We start from the raw sequence: 15153 nt of genomic DNA, 5'->3' as shown, positions 1-15153 counted from the left end.
CCTAAAATAGATTCCCGCGTGCGCGGGAATGACGCCGCGGAAATTATTCGAAGTCGCCGCTTTAAGCAACTTAGTTAACTTAGGCAACCTTGGACTCGAAGAATTGCTCATCTTCGGTCGAACCGTGCAAAGCGGTAGTCGACGACTGACCTTGCTGGATAGCCTGGGTCACTGCATCGAAATAACCGGTGCCGACTTCGCGCTGATGCTTGACCGCGGTAAAGCCCTTGTCGGCAGCAGCGAATTCGGCTTCTTGCAGTTCGACGAAAGCCGACATCTGGTTGCGTGCATAACCGTGCGCCAGGTTGAACATCGAGTAGTTCAATGCATGGAAACCGGCCAGCGTGATGAACTGGAACTTGTAACCCATGGCGCCCAGTTCTTTCTGGAACTTGGCGATGGTGGCGTCGTCCAGGTTCTTTTTCCAGTTGAACGATGGCGAGCAGTTATACGCCAGCATCTTGCCCGGGAACTTGGCATGCACCGCTTCTGCGAATTTCTTGGCGAAAGCCAGATCCGGCTTGCCGGTTTCACACCACACCAGATCGGCGTAAGGCGAATAAGCCAGTGCGCGCGAGATAGCCTGGTCGATGCCTGGACGGGTCTTGTAGAAACCCTCAACGGTGCGCTCACCGGTCAGGAAAGGCTTGTCGTTGTCATCGACGTCGGAAGTCAGCAAATCGGCTGCTTCCGCATCGGTGCGAGCGATCACCAGGGTCGATGTGCCGGAGACGTCGGCCGCCAGACGCGCAGCGTTCAGCTTTTCGACTGCTTCGCGGCTTGGCACCAGCACCTTGCCGCCCATGTGGCCGCACTTCTTGACGGAGGCCAGCTGATCTTCGAAGTGAACGCCGGCAGCGCCGGCATCGATCATCGATTTCATCAGTTCATAGGCATTCAGCACGCCGCCGAAACCGGCTTCGGCATCCGCCACGATAGGCGCGAAAAAGTCGATATCGTTTTTGCCTTCCGACCACTGGATCTGGTCAGCGCGCTGGAAAGTATTGTTGATGCGCTTGACCACCAGCGGTACCGAGTTGGCAGGATACAGCGATTGGTCAGGATACATTTCGCCGGCCAGGTTGGCGTCGCCGGCAACCTGCCATCCCGACAGATAGATCGCTTTCAAGCCAGCCTTGACTTGCTGCATCGCTTGATTGCCGGTCAGTGCGCCGAGGGCGTTGACGAAGGGCTCATCGTGAACCAGGTTCCACAGTTTCTCGGCGCCGCGCTTTGCCAGCGTATGTTCGATCTGTACCGAACCGCGCAACCGGACCACGTCTTCCGCTGAATAATTGCGGGTAACGCCTTTCCAGCGTGGGTTCTCGGCCCAGTCCTTGGCCAATGCTGCTACTTGCTGTTCACGTGTAGTCATCGTCGTTCTCCTGTTAAAAACAAAAAAGTGAAATCAAATTCGATGACTAAATAGTAGGCTTATCTGTGCGAGGCAACAATGTCTTATATAAGACATATAAGTATTTTTATTTCGTTTAAATTCAATGACTTAATTTTCAATTTTCGCGATATGAAATAAAATCCCTGAGAGTGAAATATGAAAATGGTGCTTCGCATTTTCATATTTCATATTATGAAACGCAAATTCCGTATTCTGAAATATCGCGATCAAAGGCTGGGGAGCAAGCTCCCCGGCTTCACACTTGGCGTATTAGAACGATTTTGTCATCGACAGATAGAAACCGCGCCGCTGCCCAAACTGCGGCGCGCCGACGCCAATGCCCGAGCCGTCGCGGATCTCATAGACCTTGTCGAACAGATTGATCACACTCAGACGCGTAGTGAACTTGCCGATCGGGCTATCGCTGAATACATGGCTGGCGCCCAGGTTGACCTCGGTATACGCCGGCAAGTGATCGGTATTGGCAAAGCCGCTGCGCAAGCCGCTGCCGAACAGCGCGTCGGCCGTCAGCGTCGTGCCTTGCCACAGGTAAGAGACGCCGGTCGATGCGGTGATGGCTTGATCGTGATCCAGATGCACCCAGTGGCTGGAGATGTAGTCGAGCTTATCCTGCCCGAAGTTGTACTGGCCGGACACGATATTTTTGCCCAACGCCGTGGAGCGCGCCAGATTCAGATACGCCCCCAGATCACCCTTGCGATAGTTCAGCGTCAGTTCCAGACCGTAGACCTTGCCATGTTCGTAGTTAAACGGGGTGAATAGCAAGGCCGATCCGAACTGCCCCTCGTCCAGCAGATTCTTGACTTTCTTGTAGTAGCCATCCAGCCCCAGCGTCAGGTGCTGTGTCAGCTGATGATTGACGCCCAAGTCGAAATAATCCGAACGCTCCGCCTGCACCGGGTCGTTCTGGCTGCTGGCGGAAGCATTGGTGGTGCCGTTGAAGCTGGCGATGGTGCTGGAGCCGATCAGCTCGCTGGCCGGCGGCGTGAAATATCTGGCGTAACCGGCGTGAAAGGTGGTTTGCGGCGTCATCTGGTACACCACGCCGATGCGCGGGCTGAACTGGCTGGCGGTGACGTAGGCATTGATCCAGTCGGCGCGGGCGCCGTAGTTCACCGTCACTTTGTCGTTCAGCTTCCACTCGTCTTGCAGATACAAGCCGGTCTGGTTGGTAGTTTTCTGGCTGCTGTCGGCAAGAGAAATCGGCTGCGTCGACAGTTGCGCGCCGCTGTCGTCGGCCGGGAAGGTCAGCGAGTTGCTGCTGTTCTTTAAATTCTCACGCGTATAGTTGATCCCGGCGCGCAGCGTATGGTTGGCGTTCAAACGGTAACTGCCGTCAGCCTGCAAGCCGTTCGCCAGGCCGGTCCGCAATACGCGGGAGGCGACGCCGGTATACAACAGGTCGCCGACCTGGTCCGGCTCGAACAGCACTTTCGAGTAACGGCTGAATGCCGCTACCTGGTAATCGATGTCGGAGCCGATTTTTCCCTGCAAGGCAAGAATGCCGTAGCGATTGGTTTCGCGCTGCCGTTCGTTGACGTTAGCCGACGGATAATCCGTCACACCGTCCAGCTGGAAACCGGGCGTCTGCCCGGGCCTGTTCGGGATCTGGAACCGGCCGTCCGAATTGCCCAGGATCAGGCTGACGCGCGTATCCGCATCGAGCAGATAGGAAAAATAACCGAAAGCCTTGTTTTGCAAAGTGCGGTCGTGCAAGGCGCTGGAAGCGCCGGTTGGATTTTCGATGCCCAGATTGTTGGCCTCAAAAGAACCGTTGACGTAATAGCTGAAGGTGTCGGTGCTGCCGCTGACATCGCCGCTGACCTGGCGCGTATTGTTGCTGCCGATCTGCACGCCGATATTGCCGCCGTTGGCCAGTTCGCCGTTCTTGGTATGAATATCGACCACCCCCGCTGTCCGATAACCGTATTGCGCGGACAAGGCGCCGGTGAGGACGCTGACGCTGTCGACAAAACGGGTATCCAGGGTCTGGCCGAAGCCGGAAATACTTTCCGGCAAAATGATGCCGTTCAACCGGTATTGCAGATCGGCGTGATCGCCGCGCACATGCAGCTGGCCGAAGGAATCCTGGGCCACACCCGGGGCGCGCAGTAAAACTTCATTGAATGCCGTGTCTTCGCCTTGCGGCATGGCGGCGATTTCCTTGCGGCCGATGCGATAAATGCTGCTGCCGGTCTCTACCTGAATTCCATTCCTGGCGCGATCCAGGCGATCGGCAGTGATCACCACCGCGCTGCCTGCCTCGACCGTGCCGGCCTGGCTGGCTTTCAAGGTGATGTCGGCAGTAGCGCCCGCCTCGTCAGCCACCGTCACGGTGCCGGTTTCCGACTGGAAGGACGGCTTGCCAACGCTGATGGCATAGCTGCCGGGAGCAATGTCGCTAAAGACAAAATGTCCTTGCTGATCGCTCCTGGTGCTGCCGACGGTATTGCCGCGCGCATCTTTCAAGGCGACCGTGGCGTCAGGCAAAGGATGGCCGAGCGCGTCATGGATAGCGCCGCTGATTTGTTTTGCGACGGACTGCGCATAAGCGGCAGGAATAGCAATGCCGTAGGCGAGCGCAATCAGGGCGCTTAGTTGTAGTCGACGCAACAAGCGTGTGTTCATTCTCAAACTCCAGTAAGGGAAATAACCCAGGGGGAATAACCCCGCGAATAGCCCGACCGCCATTTCCGGGGCGACGGCAAGCGCTGCCACGCGGTCGGAAGATGGATTGCAGACAGCGTCGGGGCTGTCCCAGGTCAGAAACAAAAAGGGAAACGTCAGGCGAGGGAAATCGGCGGGGCTTGGGAATGCGGAGTCAGGTAATGCTCTTGTGCCGGTATGAAGGCATAGACCAGTTCGACAGCGGCGCGATACGCAAATATCAGGACCGGGGTCAGCACCGGCACCGGGCTGGAGGAGACAGGAGACGGGAAATCGGCAGCCAGATCGCAGCTGACACAGTCGGACGAAACGTCGGCCAGGCTATGATTGTGGAAAGCCATCCCGACCAGTTGCAACACCAGGATGGCCAGCGCCAGCCACAGCGCGATCTGCTGCATGCGCAGCTTGAAGCGGCGCCGGGCGCCGAAATGCGGTTCGGCGATCAGGCGCATGCGATGTCCTTGCGGCGGCAAGGCGCTGCTATCTGCCGCAAATCTGCAGACGCGTCCGTCTCACACGCTAAGCGCGGCGATGGCTGGATCGGTCTGGTCGGCTGGCGATACATACGGTTTTGGCCTGGGTTATGTCTCTGGTAAAAATCAAAGACGTCAGACTGTGAGTGTAATCGCGAACCGGCATTGCTTGCAACACAGTTGCACAATTTGAGCGTCGTGTTGCTCATCAAATTAAAATTACACAGCTCAAATCGTGCCGGCAATCTTTACAATGCGTTGAGTTAAGCTGCAACAACAACGTGATGCAAAAATAAGCTCCCCTACCCATCAGCAACGAACAGGAGGAAAAATGCCCAACCGTGAACAAATTCTGGCGCAATGGCAAGCCGAGGAAAGCGCCGTGCGCGCCAGACTGGCTGCTCCCGGCGTGGCCTCGCTGGAGCAATTGAAACAATACAGCGGCGCTGAATTTTTACAGCGCATCCTGAACGGAGAGTTACCGGTAGCGCCGATTGCGCAAACGCTGGACTTCACCTTGATCGAGGCGGAACCCGGCCGCGTGGTGTTTCAAGGCACGCCAGACATGCGGCACTACAACCCCATCGGCAGTGTGCATGGCGGCTACTTTTGCACCTTGCTGGATTCGGCGCTGGGTTGCGTGGTGCAATCGATGCTGCCCAAGGGCAGCGGCTACACCACACTGGAGTTGAAGGTCAATCTGATTCGGGCGCTGACCGATAAAACCGGCCCGGTGCGCGCCATCGGCAAAGTGATCCAGGTCGGTGGCAGGGTCGGCGTGGCGGAAGCGAATATCGTTGATGTCGACGGCAAAATCTACGCCCATGCGACCACTACCTGCCTGGTGTTTGCACTGTCCTAAAATCACAACGCTTACGGCACGGGACGCCGAGATCCGATTCCACATTCATGGGCCTAAGCGTTCAGCGTGATTTCACATACTGCAACGCAGCATAGCGCTTAAAAAAATTAATTAAAAGCTATCGCGCTCGACATAGGCGCCTGCCTTTTATCACCATCTGGCAATTTTAACCAGCTGTCATTTTTAATAGCTAGTAAAGCAGAAATCGGCAAGTTATATTGGCCCAAATTAATTTCCATTTGGAAATATTCGATTGCCTGCAGCATCGCAAATACCATTCATCGCATTGCAACAAAATCAAACCTCCAATCCAGGGGTTGTGCGGATTGACGGCTGCATTAACGCGAACGGGCTATCCATATTTCCCCCCGCATCAGAGGGTGAGCCACGCATTCATCCCGTGCCATGAAAATCATTGCCGCAGTCACTCATGATATGGAGAAACGCTTGGATACCGTCGATCGCTCTACTGTCACAGCAGCTCTGACCCCTGGTCAAATGGCAATGTGGCTTGGCGCCAGATTCGCGTCGCCAGACACCAACTTCAACCTGGCCGAGGCCGTCGATATCTTCGGCGAGATAGATCTTGTGCATTTCTTCGCTGCCATGCGGGAAGTGGCAAATGAAGCCGAGGCAGCACGCCTGCGTTTCGTCGATACCGAACATGGGCCGCAACAGATCGTGGCGGCGAGCTTCAACGGCGAACTGCCCTATCTCGACTTCAGTCGCGACCATGATCCAAGCGCCGCAGCGGAAGCCTGGATGCGCGCCGATTTCAGCCGCAACATCGACGTGACGCACGGACAGTTATGGATGTCGGCATTGATCCGCACCGCGCCGGATCACTATATCTGGTACCACCGCAGCCACCACATCGTACTCGACGGCTTCGGCGGCGGCCTGATTGCACGGCGCCTGGCAGACGTTTACAGCGCGCTCGTCAACCGCAGCGCCGCCCCGGAAGAATCGCGTTTCGCACCGATTTCGCAGCTGACGCAAGAAGATAGCGCTTACCGCGAGTCTGGCCGCTTCCCGCGGGACCGCCAGTATTGGATGGAGCACTTTAGCGATGCCCCGGATCCTTTAAGCCTGGCCGCTCAGCGCTCGGCCAACATCGGTGGTTTGCTACGCCAGACGGTTTATCTGCCGGCTGCCAGCGTGAGCGCTCTGCAAAGCATCGGGCGCGAACTGGGCGCCACCCTGCCGCAGATCTTGATTGCCGCCACCGCTGCCTACCTATATCGCGCTACCGGCGTCGCGGATATGGTGATCGGCGTGCCGGTCACGGCACGTCACAACGATCGCATGCGGCGCGTGCCGGCGATGGTGGCGAATATCTTGCCGCTGCGTCTGGCGCTGAGTGCAGAACTGCCAATCGAAGAATTGATTCGGGCAGTCGGGCGGCAAATGCGGCAGATCTTGCGGCATCAGTCCTATCGTTACGAAAACCTGCGCAATGACTTGGGCATGCTGCTCAACAACCGGCAACTGTTCACCACCGTGATCAACGTCGAGCCGTTCGATTACGATTTTCGTTTCGGCGAGCATGCCGCCAAGCCTCGCAATCTGTCCAACGGCACTGCCGAAGATCTAGGAATATTTCTTTACGAACGCGGCAACGGCCAGGACTTGCAGATCGATTTTGACGCCAATCCTGCGTTGTATACGGCGCAGGATCTGGCCGATCATCAACGCCGGCTGCTGACCTTCCTGACAGCGGTGATCCGGCAACCGACGCAAAGAATCGGCCGCATAGATCTGCTTGATGCGGCCGAGCGCAAGCAATTGCTGGCCGACTGGAATGACACAAATACCGCAGTCCCGGACAGCAATCTGCCGGCGCTGATAGAAGCTCAGGCTGCACGCAATGGGCAAGCTATCGCCCTGCGCTTCGAGGGCCAGGAACTCAGCTACGCTGAACTGAATCGACGCGCCAATCAACTGGCGCATCTGCTGCGTGCGCGTGGCGCCGGCCCCGAGCGCATGGTGGCGATTGCGGTCCCGCGTTCGCTGGAACTGGTGGTCGCACTGTTGGCAATTTTGAAAACCGGCGCTGCTTACCTGCCGCTCGATCCAGACTACCCGCAAGAGCGCATCGCTTTCATGCTCGGCGATGCGCAGCCGGTTTGCCTGATCACCACCACTGCCCAGGCACAGACATTGCCGGACAATGTCCCCAAATTGTTGCTCGATCTGCCGCAGACGGTGACGGCCCTGGACGGTTATGCCGGCACAAATCTCGATGACAGCCTGCGCATTGCGCCGCTTAGCTCCCTGCATCCGGCTTATGTGATCTACACCTCCGGCTCTACCGGAACCCCGAAAGGCGTAGTGGTATCGCACCGCGCCATCGTCAATCGCCTGCGCTGGATGCAAGCCCGCTATGGCTTGCAGAGCGACGACCGGGTATTGCAGAAAACTCCCTCAAGCTTCGATGTCTCGGTATGGGAATTTTTCTGGCCGCTGATAGACGGCGCCACACTGGTGCTGGCAAAACCTGGCGGCCACAAGGATGCGGCCTATCTGGCCGCTTTGATCGCCAGCGAGCGCATCACCACCATCCATTTCGTGCCGTCGATGCTGGAAGTCTTCCTGCTTGAACCTGCGGCGGCTGCGTGCGGCACGCTGCGGCGGGTAATTTGCAGCGGCGAAGCGCTAGCGCCGGTACTGCAATCGCAATTCCAGCAACGCCTTGCCTGCGAACTGCATAACCTGTACGGACCAACCGAAGCCGCGGTCGATGTCACCGCATGGGAATGCCGCCGCGGACCAGCTGCAAAATCGGATACAGAACCGGATCCAGAGCGCGTTCCGATCGGCTATCCGATCTGGAATACCCAGATGTATGTGCTAGACAGCGGCTTGCAGCCAGTGCCGGCAGGCGTCACCGGCGAGCTGTATATCGCCGGCAGCGGCCTGGCGCGCGGCTATCTGAATCGCCCGGTGCTGAGCGCCGAACGCTTCGTTGCCAATCCCTACGGCGCACCGGGCAGCCGCATGTACCGCAGCGGCGATCTGGCGCGCTGGCGCAGCGACGGCAGCCTGGATTTCCTCGGCCGCGCCGATCAGCAGGTAAAAATCCGCGGCTTCCGCATCGAACCGGGTGAGATTGAATCGGTGCTGCTGCGGCATCCGCAGGTAGCGCAGGCGGCCGTGATTGCGCGCGAAGACGTGCCCGGCGAGAAACGCCTGGTGGCCTATGTGGTCGCCGTCTCCGCCGCCGATCCGCAACCGGCGGAACTGCGTCAGCATGTAGCGCTGGCTCTGCCTGACTACATGGTGCCGTCCGCCTTCGTCACTCTGCCGGCCTTGCCGCTCAGCCCCAGCGGCAAACTCGACCGCAAGGCGCTGCCGGCGCCCGAACGGCAGGCAGAAACGCCGTATTGCGCACCGCGCACACCAACCGAAAAAATACTGGCTGAGCTATGGGCAGAAACTTTGCATCTGCCGCGAGTCGGCGTCCATGACAATTTCTTCGAACTCGGCGGTCACTCGCTGATGATTGTGCAACTGATTTCGATGATCCGTCAGCAATTCATGATCGATCTGCCGCTGGATACCTTATTCCAGGTATCCACCATCGCCGGACTGGCGCAGCGGCTGGACCAGGAATCGGTAGCGCGCCCCAGCTTGTCGCCTATGCCACGCCCGTCACGGATCCCGCTCTCTTTTGCGCAACGCCGTTTATGGTTGATGAACCAGCTGGAAGGCCCCAGCCCTGCCTACAATATGCCGCTGGCTTTGCGCTTGTCCGGCGCACTGGACCGGGCTGCTCTGCACACAGCCCTGGGCGATCTGGTGCAGCGTCACGAGAGTCTGCGTACAATCTATCCCAATGAAGCGGGGCTGCCGTATCAACAGATACTCGACGGCGCGGCTGCATACCCGGCGCTGATCGAAGCCGACACCAGCGAAGATGAACTGGCCGCCATGTTGCACGCGGCAGCTGGGCATGGCTTTGAACTTGGCAGCGCAGTCCCTTTGCGGGTCTATTTATTCAGGCTGGAGCCGGATGAACATGTACTGCTGTTGCTGACCCATCATATCGCTGGCGACGGCGCATCGCTGCTGCCGCTGGGCCGCGATCTGAGCATTGCTTACGCCGCGCGCTGCCGCGGTGAAGCACCTGGCTGGGCGCCATTGCCGCTGCAATATGCCGACTACGCGCTATGGCAGCAGGAATTGCTTGGCAACGAAGACGATCCCGACAGCATGGCTGGCCGTCAGCGCGAGTTTTGGCGGGCCACTTTACGCGATCTCCCCGAGCAGCTGACGCTGCCCTCGGATCATCCGCGGCCGCTCACCCCCAGCTATCGTGGCGACGTCGTGCCGCTGCAAATAGCGCCGCAACTGCACCAACGCATATTGCAACTGGCGCGCGACAGCCAGGCCAGTGTATTCATGGTATTGCAAGCGGGACTGGCAGGCCTGTTGAGCCGCTTGGGCGCCGGTAACGACATCGCCATCGGCAGCCCGGTCGCCGGCCGCAGCGATCATGCGCTGGACGAATTGATAGGCTGTTTCGTCAATACGCTGGTGCTGCGTACCGACACCTCCGGCCAACCCAGCTTGCGTGAGCTGATAGCGCGGGTCCGGACGACCAACCTGGCCGCCTACGCAAATCAGGAATTTCCATTTGACCGTTTGGTGGAATTGCTACGGCCCGAGCGTTCACGCAGCAACCTGCCATTGTTCCAGGTCATGCTGGGCTTCCAGAACAGCAGCCGGCTATCCTTCAGCTTACCCGGCTTATCGATCACGCCGCAGCCGGTAGCGATCGATACCGCGAAATTCGATCTATCCTTCATTCTCAGCGAACAACGTAGCGCCGACGGCTTGCCGGGCGGCATAAGCGGCGGCATTCAATACAGCAGCGATCTGTTCGAACGCAGCACAGTCGAAGCCATCGCCGCGCGCTTGTTGCATTTGCTGGAGCATGCCTGCGATGCACCGGACCATGCAATCAGCAGCATCGACATCTTGAGCGCCGAGGAAAGTCAGCGTCTGCTGGTCGACTGGAGCGGCAGCGCGCGCAGCTTGCAGCCAGTCACGCTGGCGTCCATGGTGGAGGCCCAAGCTAGCGTACAGCCGCACGCGGTAGCGGTAATCCTTGATCACGCTACGGTAAGTTATGCCGAACTGAACGCCCGAGCCAACCGGCTTGCGCATCTATTGCGCGGACAAGGCATCGCTCCCGGCGCGATCGTCGCTACCGTATTGCCGCGTTCGCTGGATCTGGTGCTGGCGCATCTGGCTATCGTCAAAGCCGGTGCGACGTATTTGCCTCTCGATCCGAATCACATGGCGGCCCGCAGCTCCTTCGTGTTTTACGAAGCGGCGCCAGCCTGCGTGATCACGCACGCAGCACAATTGCCGCAACTGGCCGACGTCCCCCATCGCCTGGTTCTCGATAGCGACGCCATTGTCGCCTCGCTGGCGATACAGTCGGACAGCGAGCTTGGCAGAGGACGGCCGCTTAATGGGCAAAATGATGAGCAAAGTAATGAGCAAGAAGCGGCCTATATCATCTACACATCGGGTTCCACCGGCACGCCCAAAGGCGTGGTAGTGCCGCACGCGGGTCTGGGCAGCCTGGCGCTTGCCCTGCTTGAGCGTTTGGCAATTACCTCGGATTCGCGCGTTTTGCAATTTTCTTCATGTAGTTTCGATGCGTCCATCATGGACCAGCTGATGGCCTTCGCCGCTGGCGCCGCGCTGGTAGTGCCGACGGCGCAGCAATTGCTGGGCGAAGAGCTGGCCGCCCTGCTGACACGGCAGGCGGTCAGCCATGCACTGATTCCACCGGCGGCGCTGGCGACCTTGCCGGCAGGCGAATTCGCCCACCTGCATACGCTGGTGGTAGGCGGCGATGTTTGCCCGCCGGCCCTGGCGGCGCGCTGGTCGCGGGGACGATACATGATTAACGCCTACGGTCCGACCGAAATCACCATCTGCGCTACGTTGAGCTCGCCTTTGAATGCGGCCGAGCTGCCGTCGATCGGCCGGCCGATCTGGAATACCCAGATGTATGTGCTAGACGGCGGCTTGCAGCCGGTGCCGGCAGGCGTCACCGGCGAGCTGTATATCGCCGGCAGCGGCCTGGCGCGCGGCTATCTGAATCGCCCCGTGCTGAGCGCCGAACGCTTCGTTGCCAATCCCTACGGCGCACCAGGCAGCCGCATGTACCGCAGCGGCGATCTGGCGCGCTGGCGCAGCGACGGCAGCCTGGATTTCCTCGGCCGCGCCGATCAGCAGGTAAAAATCCGCGGCTTCCGCATCGAACCGGGTGAGATTGAATCGGTGCTGCTGCGGCATCCGCAGGTAGCGCAGGCGGCCGTGATTGCGCGCGAAGACGTGCCCGGCGAGAAACGCCTGGTGGCCTATGTGGTCGCCGTCTCCGCCGCCGATCCGCAACCGGCGGAACTGCGTCAGCATCTGGCGCTGGCCCTGCCTGACTACATGGTGCCGTCCGCCTTCGTCACTCTGCCGGCCTTGCCGCTCAGCCCCAGCGGCAAACTCGACCGCAAGGCGCTGCCGGCGCCCGAACGGCAGGCAGAAACGCCGTATTGCGCACCGCGCACACCAACCGAAAAAATACTGGCTGAGCTGTGGGCAGAAACTTTGCATCTGCCGCGAGTCGGCGTCCATGACAATTTCTTCGAACTCGGCGGCCACTCGCTATTGGCGATTCAGCTCGGCATGCGCATCCGCGAGCAGATCCGCGCCGATTTTCCACACGCCGGGATTTATACCCACCCCTCGATCGCCGAATTGGCAGCATTGATCGACAATACCGGCAGTACGGCTAGCGCGCCCGACTTGTCGCGAGAACTCCACTTGCCCGCACATATCCGTAGCCACGGCGGATCGCCGCTGCTGGCACCGGCACTGGTATTTCTCACCGGCGCCAGCGGCTTTGTCGGCAGCCACTTGCTGGTCGCCCTGCTGCGCGATACGTCGGCGCGTGTGATTTGCCATGTACGAGCCGCCGATGCAGATTCGGGCAAGATCCGCCTGCAACGTGCGCTGGCCGAACGCCAGCTGGCCGCAGTCTGGGACGACGCTCGGATCGAGGTGGTGGCAGGCGATCTTGGCGCACCGCAGCTCGGCCTCGGCGACCGCGCAGTACAGATGATTCGCGACAATTGCGACGCCATTTATCACTGCGCCGCCCAGGTCGACTTTCTCCATCCCTACGCCAGCCTGAAAGCCGCCAATGTCGACAGCGTGGTGACCTTGCTCGACTGGACCGCGCAGGGCCGCGCCAAGAGCTTGCATTATATTTCGACGCTGGCGGTGATTGATCCGGGCCACGGCGAGGAGCTGGTCACAGAACGTTCGGCGCTGGCGTCGTGGGCTGGACTGCTGGATGGTTACAGCCAGAGCAAATGGGTGGGCGACGCACTGGCCAGGGAAGCGCAGGCGCGCGGCTTGCCGGTAACGATATACCGGCTGGGCGCGGTGACCGGCGATCACACCCATGCGATTTGCAACGCCGTCGATCTGATCTGGCGCGTGGCGCATCTGTACGCTGAACTGAAGGCGATTCCGGATATGGATTTGCCGCTCAACCTGACGCCGGTAGACGACGTCGCGCGCGCCATCCTCAGCCTGGCCGGCACCCAAGCTTCATGGGGCCAGGTGTACCACCTGATGAGCCAGACGCCATTGCGCGTGCGCGACATCCCGCCGGTATTCGAACGGCTGGGCCTGAGCCTGGAGCCGTTGGCGCTAGAGTCCTGGCTGCAGCGCGCGCATGCACGCCTGGCAGTCAGCCAGGATCGCGATCTGGCGGCGGTGCTGGCAATCCTGGATCGTTACGACACTGCGGCGACACCGCCCAAAGTCTGCGGCGCAGCTACCCATGCGCAACTGCAAGCGCTAGGCGCAGCCATACGTCCGGTCGATCGTGACTTGCTGCAACGTTATTTCGTCAACCTCGGCATCAAGCAAGTGCGCAGCGCCGTCGAGATCAGTATCTGATAATTCAAACCTGAGGATCAACGCATGGCACGCTATCTGATCGCTGCAACCGCTTTGCCCGGCCACGTTTTGCCGATGCTGGCGATCGCTCAGCATCTGGTCGGCCTCGGACATGAAGTGCGGGTACATACCGCGAGCCAGTTTCAGGCACAGGCCGAGGCCACCGGCGCCACCTTTACCGCCTTCGAGCGCGCTATCGATTTCGACTACCGGCAGCTAGACCAGCGCTTTCCCGAGCGTAGCCGGCTGCCTTCGGCGCATGCGCAGCTGTGCTGCGGTTTGAAGCATTTTTTCGCTGACGCCATGGCGCCGCAACTGGCCGGAATCCGCGCCATCCTGCAGAACTTCGCCGCCGACGCCATCCTCACCGACACCATGTTCTGCGGCACTTTCCCGCTGTTGCTCGGAGCCCGGCAAGCACGCCCGGCCATCGTTGCCATCGGCATCTCGGCATTGCCGCTATCTAGTTGCGATACAGCGTTCTTCGGCACAGCCCTGCTACCGTCGGCCACTGCGGAAGGACGGCTGCGCAACCTGGCGATGAACAGCAATCTCAAGCAGGCGATGTTCGGCGAGGTCCAGCGTTACTTTGATAGCTTGCTGACACGCTCGGGCAGTCCTGCACTGCCGGCTTTCTTCATCGACGCCATGATCACCTTGCCGGATCTGTATCTGCAACTGACTTCGGCGTCCTTCGAATATCCGCGCAGCGACTTGCCGGCATCGGTACGTTTCGTCGGCCCGCTGCTGGCGCCGGCCAGCCGTCATTTCAATCCGCCCGACTGGTGGCATGAGCTGGACGATGGCCGTTCGGTAGTGCTGGTCACGCAGGGCACCCTGGCCAATCAGAATCCGGCGCAGCTGATTGGCCCAAGCTTGAGCGCTTTGGCTGGAATGAAAGAGATCCAGGTCATCGCTACCACCGGCGGCCCGTTGCCGGTCGGCGTGAATCTGGCGATACCGGCAAATGCCCGGGTGCTGCCATTCTTGCCGTATGACCGGTTGCTGCCCAAAGTGCACGCGATGGTGACCAACGGCGGCTACGGTTCTGTCAACCACGCGCTTAGTCTTGGCGTGCCGCTGGTGGTGGCGGGAAGCACCGAGGAAAAGCCAGAGATCGCCGCACGCGTGGCCTGGTCCGGCGCCGGCATCAATCTTGGCGGCGCCCAGCCGAGTCCGCGTCAAATCGGCGATGCCGTGCGCAAGGTGTTGAGCGAACCCCAATACCGCCAGCGCGCCAAGATTCTACGCGACGATTTCGCGCGCCATCACGCACTTGCCGAAATCGCCGAGGCAGTGACGGCGCTGCAGCAGACTGCCGATATCAACGCCGCATGCACGGAAATGGCTTAAGCCCAACAAGGAGATTGAATATGAATAACCCGTTTGACGACAAGAACGCCAACTTCCTGGTACTGAGCAATCAAGAAGGGCAATATTCGCTGTGGCCGCTCTTCATTGACATTCCCGACGGCTGGACGGTCGCCCTGGCTGCCAGCGATCGTGCAACCTGCAGCGCTTTCATCGAATCGAACTGGACCGATATGCGGCCGCGTTCGCTTGCCGCCGCAAGCACATGAGCTAGGGCCTGTTAACAATTGATTTGGGAGTGCGAACGCGCGGCAGGCGTTGCGTGCCTAGGCGCAGCGACGCAACGTGGCGGTGCCACGGCAAGGAGCTGCAACAACGGCATGCGACGCCTGCAGCCGTTCCCGGAGGGTTCCAACCAAAACGTGCGCTGGCCGCGGTGC

The 15153-nt window shown here is 59.8% G+C and carries 7 protein-coding genes; 4 read left to right on the top strand and 3 right to left on the bottom strand.

The genetic code is table 11. From position 1 onward, the window contains the following. Window positions 1–79: 79 nt before the first annotated feature. The 3 genes from aceA to KHU33_RS07375 all read right to left on the bottom strand — a co-directional run bounded on the left by aceA (window position 80) and on the right by KHU33_RS07375 (window position 4536). Window positions 80–1375, bottom strand: coding sequence for an isocitrate lyase (gene aceA / locus KHU33_RS07385; RefSeq protein ID WP_211461921.1), 1296 nt, complete (start codon window positions 1373–1375; stop codon window positions 80–82). A 291-nt stretch (window positions 1376–1666) separates the two neighbouring features. Further along, window positions 1667–4045 carry a TonB-dependent receptor gene (locus KHU33_RS07380; RefSeq protein ID WP_230414106.1) on the bottom strand — a complete coding sequence of 793 codons (2379 nt, stop codon included), beginning with the start codon at window positions 4043–4045 and terminating at the stop codon, window positions 1667–1669. Between the two features lie 155 nt (window positions 4046–4200). Beyond that, window positions 4201–4536 (bottom strand): hypothetical protein, encoded by a 336-nt coding sequence (locus KHU33_RS07375; protein WP_211461919.1) that lies wholly within the window; start codon window positions 4534–4536, stop codon window positions 4201–4203. 352 nt (window positions 4537–4888) lie between these two features. On the opposite strand from KHU33_RS07375, the gene KHU33_RS07370 reads away from it, so the two are divergent. The 4 genes from KHU33_RS07370 to KHU33_RS07355 all read left to right on the top strand — a co-directional run bounded on the left by KHU33_RS07370 (window position 4889) and on the right by KHU33_RS07355 (window position 14982). Further along, complete coding sequence (locus KHU33_RS07370) at window positions 4889–5419, top strand: PaaI family thioesterase (RefSeq protein WP_211461918.1); 531 nt, start codon at window positions 4889–4891, stop codon at window positions 5417–5419. A gap of 447 nt (window positions 5420–5866) precedes the next feature. Next, a complete protein-coding gene (locus KHU33_RS07365; RefSeq protein ID WP_230414105.1) occupies window positions 5867–13402 on the top strand; it encodes a non-ribosomal peptide synthetase in 7536 nt (2511 codons plus the stop codon). 24 nt (window positions 13403–13426) lie between these two features. Beyond that, window positions 13427–14755 (top strand): glycosyltransferase, encoded by a 1329-nt coding sequence (locus KHU33_RS07360; RefSeq protein ID WP_211461914.1) that lies wholly within the window; start codon window positions 13427–13429, stop codon window positions 14753–14755. Window positions 14756–14775: 20 nt separating this feature from the next. After that, window positions 14776–14982, top strand: coding sequence for an MbtH family protein (locus tag KHU33_RS07355; protein WP_211461912.1), 207 nt, complete (start codon window positions 14776–14778; stop codon window positions 14980–14982). Window positions 14983–15153 lie beyond the last annotated feature (171 nt).

Origin of the sequence: Collimonas silvisoli (genome assembly GCF_018305005.1) — a bacterium.
In the GTDB taxonomy this organism is placed as follows: Bacteria; Pseudomonadota; Gammaproteobacteria; order Burkholderiales; family Burkholderiaceae_D; genus Collimonas; species Collimonas silvisoli.
The sequence above is the reverse complement of the archived record's forward strand: the minus strand, read 5'-3'. Positions and strand labels throughout refer to the sequence as shown.

Excerpts from the sequence above, each read along its gene's own strand:
- KHU33_RS07380 (WP_230414106.1), bottom strand. The coding sequence starts at position 4,045 with ATGAACACACGCTTGTTGCGTCGACTACAACTAAGCGCCCTGATTGCG.
- aceA (WP_211461921.1), bottom strand. The coding sequence starts at position 1,375 with ATGACTACACGTGAACAGCAAGTAGCAGCATTGGCCAAGGACTGGGCC.
- KHU33_RS07375 (WP_211461919.1), bottom strand. The coding sequence starts at position 4,536 with ATGCGCCTGATCGCCGAACCGCATTTCGGCGCCCGGCGCCGCTTCAAG.
- KHU33_RS07370 (WP_211461918.1), top strand. The coding sequence starts at position 4,889 with ATGCCCAACCGTGAACAAATTCTGGCGCAATGGCAAGCCGAGGAAAGC.
- KHU33_RS07360 (WP_211461914.1), top strand. The coding sequence starts at position 13,427 with ATGGCACGCTATCTGATCGCTGCAACCGCTTTGCCCGGCCACGTTTTG.
- KHU33_RS07355 (WP_211461912.1), top strand. The coding sequence starts at position 14,776 with ATGAATAACCCGTTTGACGACAAGAACGCCAACTTCCTGGTACTGAGC.